The following is a 17,164-nucleotide window of genomic DNA, read 5'->3' as shown; positions in this document are numbered from 1 at the left end:
ATGCGGCTCATTCTGCTGACGACCTTTCCTACAGGGCAAATTACGAAATCTACAGTTACCCGTAAGCTGAGCTAATGGAGATCGATCCGAGGCGGCTGCGCGTCCTGCGCGAGGTCGCCAGGCGGGGCGGGGTCATGCGGGCGGCCGAGGCCCTGCACCTGACCGCCTCGGCCGTCTCCCAGCAGCTCGCGCAGCTCGAACGCGAGGTCGGGCTCGCGCTGATCGACCGGTCACAGCGCCGGGTGTCCCTCACCCCGGCCGGGCGCGTGCTGGCCGGCTACGCCGACCGGATCGAGGACGAGCTCGCCGAGGCTCGTCGGGAGCTGACGACCTTCACCGAACGGCTGGCGGGCCCGGTGACCATCGCCGCGTTCCCCACGGTGATCACGCATCTGCTCGTCCCCGCGCTGCGCATGCTGGCCGTACGGCATCCGCGGATCACGCCCGTGATCCGCGAGCTGATCGGGCCGCCCGCACGGGAGGAACTGCGGCACGGCGGGGTGGACCTGGTGATCGCCGAGCGCGACGCGAGCCTGCCCGGCCCGCTCCAGCCCTCGCTGGTGGCGCGGACGCTCCACATCGACGAGTTCCGCGTCGTGGTGCCGCCCGGCTGGCCGTCGACGCCGGCGACCGTCGCCGAGCTCGCCACCGCCCCCTGGGTGGCCGGACGGCCCGACCAGGCGTGCGGGCAGGCGCTCGAACGGCTGGCGGCGCGGCACGGGTTCACGCCCAGGAGGGCGCACGTCATCGAGGAGTTCCCGCCCACGCTCGCGCTGGTGGCGGCCGGCCACGGGGTGGCGATCGTGCCCGAGCTCGCGCTGCTCGACGTGCCGGAGGGGTTCGTCAGGGTGAGCCGGATCGCCGAGGTGGGCGCGCGCAGGATCGAGGCCGTCACCCGCCTCAGCCGCACGCGCTCGGGCGCGCCCGACCCGGTGCAGGCCGTCGTCATCGCGGCGATCGAGGAGGCGCTAGTCGGCCACCTGCGGGCCGCTGACCCGCTCCAGCAGCCGGGCGAGCCGGTCCTTTAGCCGCGGGCGCTGCGGCAGCTCGCCCGCGGCCGTGCTGACGAGATGCTGCGCGCCGTCGAAACTGACCGGACCGCCGGACGGGATCACCAGCGCGTCGTGCGCCAGCCCCGCCAGCTCCGAGTCGCCGCACCCCAGAGCGAGGATCGTGGCACCCGTGCGCCTGGCGTCGTCGACCCGCTCCAGCAGCGGCACCGGCGCCTGCCGTTCGGCCACCACGAACAGCGTCTCCCCCCTGCCCGCCCGCTCGATCCGGTCGAGACCGACCCGCAGGTGGGGCGGGGCCTGCTGTGGCGGCTGCCACCGCACCAGCGTCGGCGCCAGCTGCGGCAGCCCGGCCAGCCTCGCCTCGTCGCCGAGATGGGCGGTGAGGTGCCACGGCTCGTCGTCGGGCGTGCCGACCAGGAGCAGGCCGCCAGGGGAGCGGGTGGCTCTCAGCGCCGTGCCCAGCTCTCGTGTGCGCTCCAGCCAGCCGGTCTCGGCCAGAACCTCGCGGAGAAGAGCCACCGAGCCTGCGTCCATCCGTCCATGGTGCCTGACCTGTGACGTTCCCGCGCCCGTTTCCGCGCCCGAGGCCTGGGTTCCACACACGAACCCCGCTGCTGGCATCATCGGCGATATGACTGACCTTCCTGAAGTGAGCGGGTTGACGATCGGCATCCTGGGCGGCACCGGCGACCAGGGCAAGGGCCTGGCCCGCAGGTTCGCCCTCGCCGGGCACCCCGTACTCATCGGCTCGCGCAGCGCGGGGCGCGCCCACGAGGCGGCCGAGTCCATCGGCAACGGGGCGAGGGGAGCGGAGAACGCCGAGGTGGCCGCCGAGGCCGACATCGTGATCGTCGCCGTGCCGTGGGACGGCCACAAGGCGACGCTGGAATCCCTCCGCGCCCCCCTGTCCGGAAAGATCGTGATCGACTGCGTCAACCCGCTGGGCTTCGACAAGCAGGGCGCCTACGCGCTGCCGGTCGAGGAGGGCTCGGCCGCCCAGCAGGCCGCCGCCGTCCTGCCGGACAGCCGCGTCGTCGCCGCCTTCCACCACGTGTCGGCCATGCTGCTGCTCGACCCGGCCGTCGAGAAGATCGACCTCGACGTGCTGGTCCTCGGCGACGACCGCGAGGCCACCGACACCGTGCAGGCCCTCGCCGCGCAGATCCCCGGAGCCCGCGGCGTGTACGGCGGGCGGCTGCGCAACGCCCACCAGGTCGAGGCGCTGACGGCCAACCTGATCTCGATCAACCGGCGCTACAAGGCCCACGCGGGCATCCGCATCACCGACGTCTGAGCCCGCACCCCGGCCCGACCGGCCTCGGCCCCTCCCGTGCGGACCGCGCGACGCGGGAGGGGCCGCGACCGCCGGCGGGCCGTCCGCTCCCGCTGTCCCGGGCGGCTCGGCTGGTCCGACGGTTCGGTTGGTTCGGCGGTTCGACTTGTCCGGGCCTCGGATGGTCGCATGCCGGCCGGTGAACCGTCGCCCGACGTCAGACCCGACCCGCCTCACGCACCGCGACCTCCACCCGCGCCGGATGCCGGTGCCTGACCGGAGTGAGCACCCCCACCAGCGCGATCACGACGACGGCGACCCCCGCCACCAGCGCGACCAGCGGAGTGCCGTGCCGCGAAGCCGCCAGCGTGAGCAAACCGGCGCCGATCGGTCCCAGCGCGAAATGGATCGTCCAGAAGGCCGAGGTGACCCGGCCGAGCAGATGGTCGGGTGTGATCTCCTGGCGCAGCGACTGCGAGGAGATGCCGCCGATGGACTGGCTGAGGACGAACCCCGCCATGACCGCCGCGACCCCCGGTACGGCAGGGCCCAGCCCGGCGCAGGCGATCGCCACACCCGACAGGGCGATCGCGGTGATCCAGGTCGGGCCGAAGCCGAGCCGTCCCCGCACCCTGGCCACCGCCGCCGACCCCAGCAGCGCGCCGACGGCGCCGCAGGTGAGCACGACTCCGACGGCGTCGTCATTCTGGCCGAGATCGTTCTTCAGGTAGTAGATGACGATGTCGTCGAGCCCCGCCGTGAGGAAGATGTAGAACGTCAGCAGTATCGTCAGCCAGCGCAGCACCGGCTGGCGCCACAGGAACCTGGCCCCTTCGAGGAAGCCGCCGCGCTCGGCGGCGGTCGGCGCCTCGGCCGGGCGCAGCCGTACCAGGCACAGGCCGAGCGCCGAGACGGCGAAGCTCGCCGCGTCGACGCCGAGCGCCACGGTCGGGCCGAACCGATGGGAGGCGAGACCGGCCAGCGCGGGACCGCCGACGCTGGCCGCGGCGTAGACCGCGTACAGGTGGCCGTTGGCACGCATCAGCTGGTCCTTGCCGACCAGGCGCGGCACCACCGTCACATAGGTGACCTGGAAGACCATCCCCAGCGCCGCGCCCGCCGGCACGACCACGTACAGCAGCCAGATCTGCGGCTCGACGATCCAGACCAGCGGGATGAGCGCGTAGAGCGCGGCCCGCGCGACGTCACAGCCGATCAACAGCCGTCGCCGGTCCAGCCGGTCGGCGGCCAGCCCGGCGAACGCCCCCGCCACCAGGGAGGCCACCCCGGACAACGCGGTCATCATGCCCATCTGGACCACCGAACCGGTCTCCCGCAGCACCAGCAGCGGGATGGCGATCGTGGAGAAGGAGTCACCCGCCACCGACAGCGCCTGGATCGCCAGAAAGATGGAGAAGTTCCTGTTGCGCCACAACGACACGCGGCAGGCCTTTCGTTCGGACCGAGATCTCGGCCCTAAGGGTCACCACACCCGCCTGCCCCACGTCCAACCGTTTTCCGGGCCGCTTCCGGGCCGCTTCCGGGCCGCTTCCGGGCCGCTTCCCGGTCGGACGACCGCGGAGCGTCTGCCCTGTCGGCCGGTCCCGGCTCCGGCCCCCAGCCACGGGCACGCCGACCGGCGCTCAAGGGCGCGACCGGGCGGGACAGGCGTGCCGGTCCGCGGCGGCGGCCGCCGGCGCTGCCCGACCACGGCTCCAAGGACGCCCCCAGCGCCACGGCCAGCACGGTCCGCACCACCTGGGCGATGGCCCGCAGTCAGAGCCAGCCCGCGTCCTCCGCGATCCTGATCGCGTCGATCTTGTTCCTGGCGCCCGTCTTGGTGATCGCCCCGGTCAGATAGTTGCGCACGGTCCCCGCCGACAGGTGCAGCCGCGAGGCGATCTCCTCCGCCGTCGCCCCCCGGGCCGCCTCCGCCAGGACCGTGCGCTCCCGCGGGGTGAGCGGGCTCTCGCCGTACTCCATGGCCGAGGACACGAGGTCGGCGTCGAGCACCCGCAGTCCCGCCGCGGTCCTGCGGATGGCCTCGGCGAGCCGGTCGCCCGGGGCGTCCTTCACCAGGAACGCCTCGATGCCCGACTCCAAGGCCCGCCGTACCTGGCCGGGCTGGCCCATCGCCGTCAGCACCAGGATCCGGCAGGACGGCAGCCGCGTGCGCAGGGTGGCGGCGGCGGTGATGCCGTCGACCACGGGCAGGTCGATGTCCACGATCGCCACGTCGGGCCGGACCCGCAGCGCCTCCGGCACGATCTCGTCGCCCCTGGTCACCTCGGCGACGACCTCGATGTCCGGTTCGAGGCGGAGGAGCGCGGTCAGGGCGGCCCTGATCATGTGCATGTCCTCGGCGAGCAGCACCCTGATCACGCGGGAACCTCCATGGTGAGGCGGAAGCCGTTCGCTTCCGTCGGCTCGGCGGTGACGGTGCCGCCCGCCTGGCTCGCCCGCTCGCTCAGGCCGGTCAGCCCGTTGCCCCTGGACATCGGGGAGCCGGGGGCGCCGTCGTTGACCACTTCCAGGCGTGCCGTGCCCGCCCTGACGGAGGTGCTGATCGAGCAGGTGGTCGCGCGGCTGTGCCGCAGGATGTTCGTGACGCCTTCGCGCACCCCCCAGGCCAGCGCCTCCTCCGAGGGACGGGGCAGCGCCGCGGCGGCCAGGTTGACCTGGCAGTCGACGCCCGAGGCGGCCAGCAGCGCCGTCGCCCGCTCGACCTCGCCGGACAGCGACATCTGCCGGAAGCCGCGCGCGACGTGCCGTACGTCCTGGACGGCCTCGCGGGCCACCTGCACCAGCTCGCCGACCTCGGTCCTGGCGGCGAGCGGGTCGCGCTCGACGAGCCTGGCGGCCAGATCGCCCTTCAGCGCGATCGCGGTGAGGCTGCGGCCGAGACCGTCGTGCAGGTCGCGGGAGATCCGCAGGCGCTCCTTGAGCACGGCCGCCTCGGCCAGTTCCGCCTTGGCCTGGTCCAGTTCCTTGGCCATCAGGGCGCTCCGGACCAGCGCGTAGATCATCACGCCGGTGCTGAAGACGGTGACGGCGTAGAAGAACGTCAGCGCCAGGTGCCCGCTGGTCGCCACGTAGATCTGCCAGCCCTGGTACGCCGTGGCCAGCCCCACCAGCGGCCAGGCGGCGCGCGGCGGCAGCAGGATCAGCAGCGATCCGGCCAGCAGCGGCGAGACGACGGCGGACCAGCCGTACGGGAGGACGAAGTCGGTCAGGTAGGTCGCGGCGGTCTGCAGGACGAGGGTCAGCGGGAACAGCGGCGGCCGCCGGCCGCGCAGGCCCGCCCGCACGTGCAGGTAGTGGGTGACCCCGATGCACACGCCCGCCGCCATGGCCCACAGGCTCATGGGCACCGTGACGATGACGAGATAGGCCGACCAGAGGTAGAGCACGACGGCCATCACCGTGTAGCAGGCGGAGATCGTGGTGATCACGATGATCGCGAGGCGGCGGGCGGATTCTGATGTCATGGCGCGACCAATTATGACTTCCTGGGTTCCCATCGGAACCACAGGCGGACCGAGACCAGCGCGACGACCGCCCACACCGCCAGGTTCAGCAGCGGCAGGAGCAGACCTCCTTCTCCCGTGTAGGCGGCCCGCGCGCCCGCCACGAGGCCGCCGGTGGGCAGCAGGTCCAGGACGGTGCCCACCCATGCGGGCAGCAGCTTGACGACCGGCCCGAAACCGCCCGCGCCCACGCCCGCCAGCATGAACCACGGCATGGACATGACCGCCGCCACTTCCGCCCGGGAGATCACCGCCGTCCAGGCCGCGCCGAGCAGTGACAGCACCGAAACGCCCGCCACCAGGAACAGCACCAGCGCCAGCGGGTTGCGGGGGAGCGGCAGGCCCGCGACGGCGTAGAGCACCCCGCACACCACGAAGGCGAGCAGCACGGTCTGCGCGGAGATGTTGATCAGCTCGCCGCCGATGATCTCGCGGTCGTGCAGGCCCGTGGCGCGCATCCGCTTGAGGATCAGCTGGTCCCTGCGCGCGGTCAGCGTGACCGCCGCCTGCATGAACGCGGCCACCGTCAGCACCATGGCCAGCACGCCGAGATGCGTGTCCAGCACGACGCCCGGCACGCCCGGCCGCACCTTCGCCATCATGAACGGCAGACCGATGCCGAGCCCCAGTGACAACGCCACCGAGGTCGACAGCGCCACCTTGTCCCGCCAGTACAGCCGCCCGCCGAACCGGGCCACCGCCACGAACTCACGCATGGTCGATCCCTTCGAGAAACAGGTCTTCGAGCGACGCCGTCCGCACCTCGATGCCGCGCAACCGCAGGCCCTTGGCCGCCGCCCAGCTCAGCAGCTCCTGCGCGGCCAGATCCGGATCCTCCGCCCTGCACGTCGCCACGCCGCCCTCCATCGTCACCGGCAGCGGCAGGTCGCCCGGCGAGATGCCGGCAGGCAGCTCGAAGGAGACCCGTCCGGCCTGCGCGGCCAGCGTCTCCGCCATGCCGCCGGCGGCGACGATCTCGCCCCGATCCATGATCGCCATACGGCTCGCGAGGCGCTGCGCCTCATCCAGGTAGTGGGTGGTCAGCAGGATGGTGGTGCCCGAGGCGGCGAGGTCGCGGACGACCTCCCAGGTGTTGCGCCGCGCCTCGGGATCCATCCCGGTGGTCGGCTCGTCCAGGAACAGCACGTCGGGACGGCCCAGCAGGGCCAGCGCCAGATCGAGCCTGCGCTTCTCGCCGCCCGACAGCTGCCGCACCTTCGTCGCCGACCGGTCCAGCAGGCCCGCCAGCTCCAGGGCCTCCCGCGTCGGCCGGGCCGAGGGGGTGAAGTCGCGCCACGAGTCGACGGTCTGGGCCACCGTGAGGTCAGGGAAGAACCCCGCCTCCTGCAGCATGATGCCGGTGCGGCGGCGCACCCCTCTCCGGTCCTTGCCGGGGTCGAGGCCGAGCACCCGCACCTCGCCCGCGTCGGCGCGCTGGAAGCCCGCCAGAACCTCGATCGTGGTCGTCTTGCCCGCGCCGTTCCTGCCGAGGAGCGCGAAGATCTCACCCGGGACGGCCTCGAAGGAGATGCCCTTCACCGCCTGGAAGTCTCCGTAGCTCTTGGTGAGCCCGTTCACCTGGATCATGGGTCTGATTCTTCGGGCCGCGCTCGATGGCGGGCAGTGAAGAATTCATGTCTTGTCACGCTTTCCGGCGCCGATGCGCCGGCGGAGGAGCCGCAGACACACCACGGGCCATCCCGCCTCGGCCTCCCCGCCCACTGGTCGCCCGCCTCTCGTGCGCCCGCCTCTCGTGCGCCTGCCTCTCGTGCGCCCGCCCCTCGTGACGGGGCCTGGGATCACGCCGGTCCTCGGATGACCGGGTTTGGCGTCACACCGGCCCTCGCGTGAGCGGCGCTCGTCCACACCGGCCTTCGTGTGAGCGGCGCTCGTCCACACCGGCACTCGCCTGACCCCGTCCGGAAAACGGTCCTTCAGCAAACGGATCCCCTGCAACCGGCCCCTGTGACCGGCTCCTGGGACCGGTTCTCCGGCAGGCGGCTCTCGGGTAACCGGCGCTCCGGTGACCGGACCTTCTGGAAACGGGCCTTGAGTGACCGGTCTTTCTGCGACGGGTCCCTGGGACTCGCCCACGGCCGCGAGCGCGCGGGCAGGGTCAGACGATCAGCGTGTGGCGGGACGCGGTGTGGCGGGCTCCGTCGTAGGCGTCCCACGCCTTCACGAGCGCGTCGACCGCCGCCGTCAGCTCCTCCTTCGGGAACAGGAAGTGCAGCCGCATGTGGTCGGCATGCCCGCCCGCCGGGTCGAACGACCGGCCGGGCGGGATCGCCACCCCGTGCCGCAGCGCCACCTGGGCGAAGGTGTCGGCGTCGCCACGGGGCAGGCGGACCCAGATCGTCTGCCCGCCGAGCGCCGGGGCGAACTCCCACGACGGCAGCTTGGCCCGCAGCTCGCCCAGGAGGTGGTCGTGCTGCGCGCGCAGCACCGCGACGCGCGCCTGCCGTACCTCGTCGAGCCTGCGCAGCACCGCGACCGCCGCCAGCTGGGACAGCACGTCGCCCCCGAGGTCGTGGATGGCGCGGAGCCTGGCCAGCCGGGCGGCCAGCGGGGCAGCGGCGCGGATCCAGCCGACGCGCAGCCCGCCCCACACGAGCTTGCTCAGTGACGCGATGGTCACGACCTGCTCGCCCGGGGTGAAGGCGGCGAGCGGGGGCGGGGTGTCGCCCGCGAAGCACAGCTCGGCGCAGACCTCGTCGTCGATGAGCGGGACGTCGTGCGCCGCGGCCGAGACGGCCAGCCTTCCGCGCTCCGCCGTATCCATGATCGCGCCGGTGGGGTTGCTGGCCGTGGGCGTGACGTAGATCAGGGCGGGCCGGCCGCCCGCCTCGACGCCCGCCCGGACGACCGCGGCGGCGTGCCGGAACACCTCCAGCGCGCCCGGATAGGTGGGCGTCTCGGTCTGGACGGTGTCACCGGGGTTGACCAGCAGGCCGGTGAGCAGGGTCAGCGCCTGCTGCGCGCCGGTGGTGACGATGACCTGGCCGGCGTCGGTGGGCAGGCCGCGCCCGGTGTAGTAGGCGGCTATCGCGGCACGGAGGGCGGGATGCCCGGCGGGGTGGTAGCCGAGGTCGCGCCGGGGCAGCATCGACACGGCCTCGCCGAAGGCCTCGGCCAGCAACGGCGGTGGCTCGTCGGGCGCGGCGCAGGTCAGCAGCGTGACCCCGTCCGGCGGGTGGAGGATGTGCGACAGCAGCGGGTTGGAGCCCACCTCGTTGGTGGCGCGCGTGGCGGGCAGGTCGGCGCTGGCCACACGGGTGCCGCTGCCTCTGCGCCTGACGACGCGCCCCTCCTGCTGGAGCAGGTCGTAGGCGGCGACCACGGTGCCTCTCGCCACCGCCAGCCCCCCGGCGAGAACCCGGTCGGGCGGCAGCGGAGCCCCGGGCGGCAGCAGCCCGTCATCGATGAGATCGCGCAGCCGGGCGGCGAGCAGCAGGTAGAGCGGGCCGCGTCCGGACGCCCATCGACCGAGGAGATCCGCGAGATTGGCCTCATCCATGGACCAATTATGGATGATTGGCTCTGACATCCCGCCGTCAGAACGGCGATCCTTGTCGGTATGAGCCAACTGCGTCCCGAGACCCGTGCCGTCCACCTGCCCAAGCCCGTGATCAGCGGAAGCGTGCCGATCACCGTGCCGATCTACCAGACGTCCGGGTTCGTGTTCGACGACCCCGAGGTCTTCGCCGACGGCATGGGCAGGCCCGACGGAGCCTTCGTGTATGGCAGGCTCTCCAACCCCACGGTGCGCTCGCTGGAGGAGGCCGTCGCCGGTCTGGAGGGTGGCGTCGCGGCCGTCGCCACCGCCTCGGGCATGGGCGCGATCAACTCGGTCCTGCTCGGCCTGCTCAAGCCCGGCGACCACCTGATCGCCCAGAAGGCGCTGTACGGCGGGACAGCCGCGATGATCAACGACATGGTGGCCCGCTTCGGCATCTCCGTCACCTACGTCGCCGAGGACGACCCCGCGGCCCTGCGCGCGGCCGTACGGCCCGAGACCAAGCTCGTCTACCTGGAGACCATCGCCAACCCGGTCTGCCAGGTCGCCGACCTGCCCGCGATGTGCGCGGCGGCCAAGGACCTCGGCCTGCTGTCCGTCGTCGACAACACCTTCGCCTCGCCCGTGCTCTGCCGTCCCCTCGAGCACGGCGCGGACATCGTGATCCACTCGACCACGAAGTACCTGTCGGGGCACACCGACGTGATCGGCGGCATCGCCGTCTTCGCCGACGAGGAACTTCACCGCACGGTGTGGCACTTCGCGATCGAACTGGGCTCGACCCCCGACCCGTTCGCCGCGTGGCTGACCCTGCGTGGCATGCAGACGCTGCCGCTGCGGATGGAGCGCCACTGCGCCAACACCCGCGTGCTGGCCACCAGGCTCGCCGAGCACCCCGCCGTCAGCGCCGTGCACTGGCCCGGTCTGCCCTCGCACCCGTCGCACGACGTGGCCGTCAAGCTGCTGCCCGAGTTCGGGGGAGTGTTCTCGTTCGACCTCGCGGGTGGTCGGGCGGCCGGCGAGAGGTTCATGGCGGCGTTGCGGCTGGCGCTGCTCGCGCCCTCGCTCGGTGGCGTGGAGACGCTGGTGTTGCACCCGGCCACGACCTCGCACAGGTCGCTGAGCGCGGAGGAACTGGGACGGCACGGCATCTCCGAGGGCACGGTGCGGGTGGCGGTCGGGATCGAGCACGCCGAGGACCTCTGGGCCGACTTCGCCCAGGCCCTGGACGCGGCCCGCTGAGACGGCGGCTTCGGGCGGATCGGAAGCGACTCGCGGAGAAGGGCGGCCTCAGGCGTTCCGAGGGGACCCGCGGAGGGGCGCTTCGGGCGGATCGATGGGACCTGCTGAGGAGTGGCTTCCGGGATTCCCCCGCGGAGGGGCGCTTCGGGCGGATCGATGGGACCTGTTGAGGGGTGGCTTCCGGTGTTCGGGCAGGACCTGCGGAGAGGGGCGGCTTCGGGCGAGCGGAAGTGAACTCGCGGAGAGGGGCGGCTTCGGGCGGACCGACGGGTTTCACGGTGGCGGGGCTGTCCCGGCCGAAGGCGAGGTCTCCGCACCCTGGCTCAGGCGGAGCCCACCAGGTACGCCTCGCGGACCCAGGCCGCGAACTCCTCGTCGAGGTCCTCGCAGTGGCGCAGGTGGAACCGGTGCACGTAGAGACGGTCGGTGTAGCGCGTGGCCCCGCCGAAGCGGCGGTCGTGGACGATCCGGCGCAGGCCGAGATAGCCGGTCAGGCCGTGGGCAGTGGTGCGGGCTCCGGCGAAGTCACGGCGCCCGCGGAAGGTCATCGAGGTGGCGGACCTGACGCAGGTCACGGGACCACAGGATTCCACCAGTTCGACGAAGCGTTCGCGCAGGTTCGATTCCATGTTCGGAAAGCTACTCGACGGCGCCGACGATTTGACGTGACGCTTAGGCGTTGAGGAAACTTCCTCAGTGCTGCCGACTCTCCGGGCGCTCGCCAGCGAGCCGAGGTTGCTGATCCTCGACTGGCTCAAGGACCCCGTCGCCCATTTCCCGCCGCAGGTCGACGGCGATCTGATGGAGGACGGCGTCTGTTCGATCTTCATCGCGACCAAGCTCGGCATGACACAGCCGAGCGCCTCGGCGCACCTGAAGATCCTGGAAAGGGCAGGGCTGATCCGGGGCACGAAGATCAAGCAGTGGGTCTTCTACCGGCGCGACGAGGCACGGATAGCCGAGCTGAAGCGAACGATCGAGCGGGAGCTGTGATGGCGGTTTCGTATGACGACGTGCTGGCGGCGGCGGACAGGATCAGGGGTCGCGTGCTGCGGACCCCGGTCGTCGAGGTCGGCGAAGGGCTGTTCCTCAAACTGGAGACGCTGCAGCACTCCGGCTCCTTCAAGGTGCGGGGGGCGTTCAACAGGATGCTGTCGGCCACCGTGCCGGACGCGGGCGTGATCGCCGCCAGCGGCGGCAACCACGGGCTCGCGGTGGCCTACGCGGCCAGGGCCCTCGGGCTGCGGGCCGAGATCTTCGTACCCGAGGTCTCCAGTCCCGTGAAGGTGGCGGGGCTGCGGGCGCTCGGCGCCGACGTCACGCAGACGGGGGCGATCTACTCCGAGGCCGCGGAGGCGGCGGCCAAACGAGCGGCCGAGACCGGGGCGCTCGAGGTGCACGCCTACGATCACCCCGACGTGGTCGCGGGGCAGGGCACGCTCGGGCTCGAACTGATGGAGCAGACGGGCGGCGTGGACACGATCCTGATCGCGGTCGGCGGCGGCGGTTTCGTGGCAGGCGTCACCGTAGGCTCGGGCGCGTCCCAGGGCGCGCCGGTGGTTGTCGCGGTCGAGCCCGAGCGCTGCCCCACGCTTCACGAGGCGCTGAAGGAGGGACGGCCCGTCCCCGTCGCCGTGAGCGGGGTCGCGGCCGACGCGCTGGGCGCCAGCCGCCTCGGCGACGTGGCCTACGGCATCGTCGAGCGGGCGGGCGTCAGGAGCCTGCTGGTGTCCGACGACGCGATCGAGGCCGCGCGGCGTACGTTGTGGGCGGAGTACAGGATCGCCGCCGAACACGCCGGTGCGACCGCGTACGCGGCGTTGCTGTCCGGCGCCTACGAGCGGGCGCCCGGTGAGCGGGTCGCGGTCGTGCTGTGCGGGTCCAACACCGACCCCGCCACCCTCGGGTAGCTTGTCGGGCCCCGGTCCGACCCGGCGGCGGTGGGTGGGTTCGTGCTGCCGGTCGCGGCCTGGCGGGCTGGGGTGCGTCCTGTGCGGCGGGTAGGCCCGGCAGCCCAGGCGGGTGGGCCAGCGCGGCCGGCAGGGGAGCCGGAGGGCTGGGCTGTTCCTCGGGGAGGCGGGCCGGTCGCATGTTCGGGGCCGGCCCGCCTTCACCGCGTCAGCTGTAGGCGTGTTCGGCCGCCGGGAACACTCCCGCGGCCACCTCGGTGGCGAAGGAGCGGACCGCCCTGTCCATCTCCGCGCCCAGATCCGAGTACGTCTTGACGAACTTGGCCGGCTTCGCCGTCAGACCCATCAGGTCCTGCCAGACCAGCACCTGCGCGTCCGTGCCGACCCCCGCCCCGATGCCGATCGTCGGGATGGCCAGCGACGTGGTGACCCGCTCGGCCAGTTCGGCCGGCACGCACTCCAGCACCACCGCGAAGGCCCCGGCCTGCTCCAGGGCCTTGGCGTCGGCCATGAGCTCGTCGCCCGCCTGGCCGCGGCCCTGCACCCGGTAGCCGCCGAAGGCGTTGACCGACTGGGGTGTCAGCCCGAGGTGCGCCATGACCGGCACGCCCGCCGAGACCAGGTGTTCGACCTGCGGCAGGACCCTGCGTCCGCCCTCCAGCTTGACGGCGTGCGCTCCGGCTTCCTTCATGAAGCGGGCCGCCGACTCCAGCGCCTGCGCGGGGGAGGACTGGTAGGAGCCGAACGGCAGGTCGGCCACGACCAGCGCCCGCGAGGAGCCGCGCACCACGGCCGCGGTCAGCGGCAGCAGGTCGTCGACGGAGACGGGGAGCGTGGAGTCGTAGCCGTAGACGACCATCGCCGCCGAGTCGCCGACGAGCAGGACGGGGATGCCCGCCTCGTCGAACACGCGGGCCGTCATCGCGTCGTAGGCGGTCAGCATCGGCCACTTCTCGCCGCGCTCCTTGGCCGCCGCGAGGTCGCGGACGGTGACCCTGCGCCCGAGGGCGCCGCCGTACAGGGAAGAGGACATGGGTGTAACCCTCCTGAGCCGTCTCGAGTCGCCCCAGTGGCGTACCCGGACCTCTCCGATGATGGCATGCGGCCCGAAGTGTCGGTGCCTGACGAGAGAATGGGGCCGGAGGTAAGCAATAAAAATGGCAATCGAACCTTACCGGCGTCTGCTCGCGATCCCCGGTGTCCGTACGTTGTTGCTGGTCGGCATGCTGGCCAGGATCCCCGCCACGGCGACCGCCATGGCGTTGACGCTGCATGTCGTGAACGGCTTGAAATTCGGGTTCGCCGAGGCGGGCGTGGTCGCCATGGCCAGCACCGTGGGCATGGCCGTCGGCTCGCCGCTGTCGGGAAGGTTCGTCGACAGGCACGGGCTGCGTCCGGTGCTGGCCGTCACGACGGTCGCCCAGGTGGCGTTCTGGTCGACGGCGTGGCTGCTGCCGTTCGCGGTGCTGGTGCCGGCGGCGGGCGTGGCCGGGTTGCTGGCCCTGCCGATCTTCAGCGTGATCCGGCAGTGCCTGGCCGCGATGGTTCCCGTCGAGCAGCGCAGGATGGGCTTCTCGCTCGACTCCATCATGGTCGAGCTGTCGTACATGACCGGTCCCGCGCTGGCCGTCGCCGGCATCACCACGCTGGGCAGCACGTGGACGATGTCGCTGATCGCCGCCGGGCTGGCGTGCGCGGGCACGGGGCTCCTGGTGCTGAACCCGCCCATCAGGTCCGAGGCGGAGCTGGAGGCGGCGCAGGAGAAGGTCTCGCGTCGCCAGTGGCTGACCCCCTCGCTCGTCGCGCTGCTCGGCACGGTCACCGCGGCCACGTTCGTCCTCACCGCCACCGAGCTGTCGCTGGTGGCCACGATCGAGCACGCCGGCCAGACCCGGTGGATCGGTCTGGCCGTGGCCGTCTGGTGCGTCTACTCGCTCATCGGCGGTTTCGTGTACGGCGGGCTGCCCCGCGGCTTCCCCACCCTCCTGCTGACCGGCCTGATGGGCGCGCTCACCATCCCCGTCGGCCTGGTCGGCGGTGACTGGCGGTGGCTGGTGGTGGCGCTGCTGCCCGCCGGCGTGCTGTGCGCGCCCGCCCTGTCGTCGTCGGTCGACACCCTGAGCAGGTGGACCCCCGCGGCGGCCCGCGGCGAGGCCATGGGCCTGCACGGCACCGCCCTGCTGATCGGCGGTGCCGCGTCGGCGCCGATCGCCGGAGCCGTCATCGACGCCCACGGACCCAGCTGGGCGTTCGCCCTGGCGGGGCTGGTGGCCGTGGTGATGGTGCTGGTGGCGTTGCCGTTCTGGAAGCGGACGCCGCAGCCGGAGACGGCCGCCGAGCGGGAGCCGGAGCCCGAGCGCGTGCACGCGTGACTCCCGTTCGGCCTGGTTATGAAACGCAACCGTTGCGTATCGGAATTCGTTGCGCTACGGTTGCGTTGCGAAACTAAGCCGTATCGAAATGTGGAGTCCCCATGAAACCAGAGACCGGCCACCCCCGCCGGTGGGCGATCCTCGGCGTCCTCGTCTTCAGCCTCCTGGCTGTCGTGCTGGACAACACCATCCTGAACGTCGCGATGAAGACCATCGCCGACCCCGTCGAAGGGCTGGGGGCGACGCAGGCCGAGCTGGAGTGGGCGATCAACTCCTACACTCTCGTCTTCGCGGGCCTGCTGTTCACCTTCGGCGTGATCGGTGACCGTACCGGCCGCAAGCGGATGTTGTTCATCGGCATGTTGTTGTTCGGCCTGGCCTCGCTGGCCAGCGCGTACTCCCAGGATCCGGTGCAACTGATCCTCGCCCGCGCCGCGATGGGCATCGGCGGCGCGGCGATCATGCCGGCGACATTGGCCATCATCTCCAACGTGTTCCCGCCGCACGAGCGCGGCAAGGCCATCGGCTACTGGGCCGGCGGCGTCGGCCTGGCCGTCGCGGTCGGCCCGATCACCGGTGGCTTCCTCATCCAGCACTTCTGGTGGGGCTCGGTGTTCCTGATCAACGTCCCCATCGTGCTGATCAGCATGATCCTCATCGGCACCATCGTCCCCGAGTCGCGTGACCCCAGGCCGTCGAGGCTCGACCCCGTCGGTGTGATCCTGTCGATCGTCGGCCTGGTCGCCGTCGTCTACGGCATCATCCGCATGGGCGAGCTCGCCACGGTCGCCAGCGCGGAGGTGCTCGTCCCGACCGTCTTCGGCGTGCTCGTCCTGGCCGGCTTCGTCTGGTGGGAGCGGCGCATCGACCACCCCGCCTTCGACGTGCGCAACTTCGGCAACGTTCGCTTCAGCTCGGCCATCGGCATGATGGGCATCGTCTTCTTCGCGATGATGGGCGGGATGTTCTTCCTGACGTTCTACATCCAGATCGTCAGGGGGTTCAGCCCGATGCAGGCGGGCGCGCTGATGATCCCGTTCGCCGCCGCGCAGCTGATCTTCGCGCCGCTGAGCCAGCGGGTGAACGAGCGCTTCGGCGCCAAGTCCTCCGCGGTGGCCAGCATGATCGTGGTCACCCTCGCCCTGGTCAGCTACTCGCTCTTCGACAGGACCACCCCGATCTGGCTGATGGAGGTCGTCTTCTTCGTCCAGGGCGCCGCGATGGCCAACATCATGCCGCCCGCGACCACCGCGATCATGGAGTCGCTGCCGAGGGAGAAGGCGGGCGTCGGCTCGGCCATGAGCAACACCGTCCGCCAGGTGGCCGGCGCGCTGGGCGTGGCCGTGCTCGGCTCGCTGCTGTCGTCGACCTACCGCGGCGAGATCGCCCCCGCGCTCACCGCCCTTCCCGAGGGTGTACGGCACGCGGCCGGCGAGTCCATCATGGCCACGGTGGGCCTGGCCGGCGGCAACCCCGCCGTCCTGAACACCGCCTTCGACGCCTTCATCGACGGCATGCACACCACGGCCCTGGTCTCCGCGGCCATCGCCCTGGTCGGCGTGGTGGTCGTGGCGGTCTGGATGCCGGGCAAGGCGCGCCTGGTCGCCAAGGTGGAAGAGAAGGAACCAGCGGTAGTCTGAGGCTGCGATGACGACGACAGAGACCGGGACGGCCCGCCCCGCGGGCCGTCCGCGCAGCGAGAAGGCCGAGAAGGCGATCATCGAGGCCACCCTCGACCTGATGGGCGAGGGGATGGGTGTCTCCGAGCTGTCCATCGAGGCGATCGCGTCACGGGCCGGGGTCGGCAAGACGACCATCTACCGGCGCTGGTCCAACAAGGAGGACCTGGTCGCCGACGCGCTCGCCTCGCTGAAGGCCCCGGTGCCGCCGCTCGCGGGCGTCTCGGTGCGCGACGACCTGGTCGCCCTGCTCGACACCACGATGCGCGAGGCGGGTCAGGCCCGCACGCGCTGCGTCATGAACATCGCGATGAGCGAGTCCGACCGCTATCCGGAGCTGTTCGCCAGGTTCATGCGCCAGGCGGTCGAGCCGCGCACGGCGGCCATGACGGCGGTGATCGAGCGCGGCATGCGCACCGGTGAGCTGCGCGCCGATCTCGACACGCGGCTGGCGCTGGGCACGCTGTCGGGCACGATGATGTGGCACATCAAGCGGGCCAAGGACGACGGCGACCTGCCTGACGACCTGCCCGCCCGCATCGTCGACAGCGCGCTGCGCGGTCTGGCGCCCTGAGAGGCCGCGCGGGGCGGCCATGCCGTCCCGCGGTCCCTCGGGGCGGAGCCCTGCCGC

Annotated in this window: 17 protein-coding genes; 8 read left to right on the top strand and 9 right to left on the bottom strand. The window is 71.9% G+C overall.

The genetic code is table 11. The annotated features are described in order from the left end of the window. Positions 1-74: 74 nt before the first annotated feature. Positions 75-1,028: a LysR family transcriptional regulator gene (locus ACWDLG_RS05525; protein WP_449916290.1), complete on the top strand. Its 954-nt coding sequence runs from the start codon at positions 75-77 to the stop codon at positions 1,026-1,028. Here ACWDLG_RS05525 and ACWDLG_RS05520 read toward each other — a convergent pair. Further along, entirely contained in the window at positions 969-1,547 is a 579-nt protein-coding gene (locus ACWDLG_RS05520; RefSeq protein WP_449916288.1) for a hypothetical protein, read from the bottom strand. The two genes, ACWDLG_RS05525 and ACWDLG_RS05520, sit on opposite strands and share 60 nt — an antisense overlap. A 97-nt stretch (positions 1,548-1,644) precedes the next feature. On the opposite strand from ACWDLG_RS05520, the gene npdG reads away from it, so the two are divergent. Continuing rightward, entirely contained in the window at positions 1,645-2,307 is a 663-nt protein-coding gene (gene npdG / locus ACWDLG_RS05515; RefSeq protein ID WP_449916285.1) for an NADPH-dependent F420 reductase, read from the top strand. 196 nt (positions 2,308-2,503) lie between these two features. Here the strand turns inward: npdG and ACWDLG_RS05510 are convergent, their stop codons facing one another. The 6 genes from ACWDLG_RS05510 to ACWDLG_RS05485 all read right to left on the bottom strand — a co-directional run bounded on the left by ACWDLG_RS05510 (position 2,504) and on the right by ACWDLG_RS05485 (position 9,330). Beyond that, a complete protein-coding gene (locus ACWDLG_RS05510) occupies positions 2,504-3,727 on the bottom strand; it encodes an MFS transporter (protein WP_449916282.1) in 1,224 nt (407 codons plus the stop codon). Between the two features lie 335 nt (positions 3,728-4,062). After that, positions 4,063-4,668 (bottom strand): response regulator transcription factor, encoded by a 606-nt coding sequence (locus ACWDLG_RS05505; RefSeq protein ID WP_354912958.1) that lies wholly within the window; start codon positions 4,666-4,668, stop codon positions 4,063-4,065. Beyond that, positions 4,665-5,774, bottom strand: a complete 1,110-nt coding sequence (locus ACWDLG_RS05500) for a sensor histidine kinase (RefSeq protein ID WP_449916280.1) — start codon at positions 5,772-5,774, stop codon at positions 4,665-4,667. Before ACWDLG_RS05500 ends, ACWDLG_RS05505 begins: the two co-directional genes overlap by 4 nt. An 11-nt stretch (positions 5,775-5,785) precedes the next feature. Beyond that, positions 5,786-6,529 (bottom strand): ABC transporter permease, encoded by a 744-nt coding sequence (locus ACWDLG_RS05495; protein WP_449916277.1) that lies wholly within the window; start codon positions 6,527-6,529, stop codon positions 5,786-5,788. Continuing rightward, a complete protein-coding gene (locus ACWDLG_RS05490; protein WP_449916275.1) occupies positions 6,522-7,400 on the bottom strand; it encodes an ATP-binding cassette domain-containing protein in 879 nt (292 codons plus the stop codon). Before ACWDLG_RS05490 ends, ACWDLG_RS05495 begins: the two co-directional genes overlap by 8 nt. Positions 7,401-7,929: 529 nt before the next feature. Next, complete coding sequence (locus ACWDLG_RS05485; RefSeq protein ID WP_449916272.1) at positions 7,930-9,330, bottom strand: aminotransferase-like domain-containing protein; 1,401 nt, start codon at positions 9,328-9,330, stop codon at positions 7,930-7,932. Between the two features lie 60 nt (positions 9,331-9,390). Between ACWDLG_RS05485 and ACWDLG_RS05480 the strand changes: the two genes are divergently transcribed. Further along, complete coding sequence (locus ACWDLG_RS05480) at positions 9,391-10,572, top strand: trans-sulfuration enzyme family protein (protein WP_449916270.1); 1,182 nt, start codon at positions 9,391-9,393, stop codon at positions 10,570-10,572. 323 nt (positions 10,573-10,895) lie between these two features. Here ACWDLG_RS05480 and ACWDLG_RS05475 read toward each other — a convergent pair whose 3' ends face one another. After that, positions 10,896-11,201 (bottom strand): hypothetical protein, encoded by a 306-nt coding sequence (locus ACWDLG_RS05475; protein WP_449916267.1) that lies wholly within the window; start codon positions 11,199-11,201, stop codon positions 10,896-10,898. Positions 11,202-11,268: 67 nt separating this feature from the next. Here ACWDLG_RS05475 and ACWDLG_RS05470 point away from each other — a divergent pair, with 67 nt between their 5' ends. Together ACWDLG_RS05470 and ACWDLG_RS05465 are read left to right on the top strand one after the other, a co-directional pair. Next, complete coding sequence (locus ACWDLG_RS05470; protein WP_449916265.1) at positions 11,269-11,565, top strand: ArsR/SmtB family transcription factor; 297 nt, start codon at positions 11,269-11,271, stop codon at positions 11,563-11,565. Continuing rightward, positions 11,565-12,482 (top strand): threonine/serine dehydratase, encoded by a 918-nt coding sequence (locus ACWDLG_RS05465; protein ID WP_449916262.1) that lies wholly within the window; start codon positions 11,565-11,567, stop codon positions 12,480-12,482. Before ACWDLG_RS05470 ends, ACWDLG_RS05465 begins: the two co-directional genes overlap by 1 nt. A gap of 208 nt (positions 12,483-12,690) precedes the next feature. Here ACWDLG_RS05465 and panB read toward each other — a convergent pair whose 3' ends face one another. After that, entirely contained in the window at positions 12,691-13,515 is an 825-nt protein-coding gene (gene panB, locus ACWDLG_RS05460) for a 3-methyl-2-oxobutanoate hydroxymethyltransferase (protein ID WP_354912940.1), read from the bottom strand. A gap of 124 nt (positions 13,516-13,639) precedes the next feature. Here panB and ACWDLG_RS05455 point away from each other — a divergent pair, with 124 nt between their 5' ends. The 3 genes from ACWDLG_RS05455 (at position 13,640) to ACWDLG_RS05445 (ending at position 17,107) form a co-directional block, all read left to right on the top strand. After that, positions 13,640-14,854, top strand: a complete 1,215-nt coding sequence (locus ACWDLG_RS05455) for an MFS transporter (protein WP_449916259.1) — start codon at positions 13,640-13,642, stop codon at positions 14,852-14,854. Positions 14,855-14,955: 101 nt separating this feature from the next. Beyond that, positions 14,956-16,494, top strand: a complete 1,539-nt coding sequence (locus tag ACWDLG_RS05450) for an MFS transporter (protein ID WP_449916256.1) — start codon at positions 14,956-14,958, stop codon at positions 16,492-16,494. A 7-nt stretch (positions 16,495-16,501) separates the two neighbouring features. Then, a complete protein-coding gene (locus tag ACWDLG_RS05445; protein WP_449916254.1) occupies positions 16,502-17,107 on the top strand; it encodes a TetR/AcrR family transcriptional regulator in 606 nt (201 codons plus the stop codon). Positions 17,108-17,164: the final 57 nt, after the last annotated feature.

This window comes from Nonomuraea sp. NPDC003727, assembly GCF_053586935.1.
Note: the sequence above shows the minus strand (reverse complement) of the source record. Positions and strands in the feature narration are given on the sequence as shown.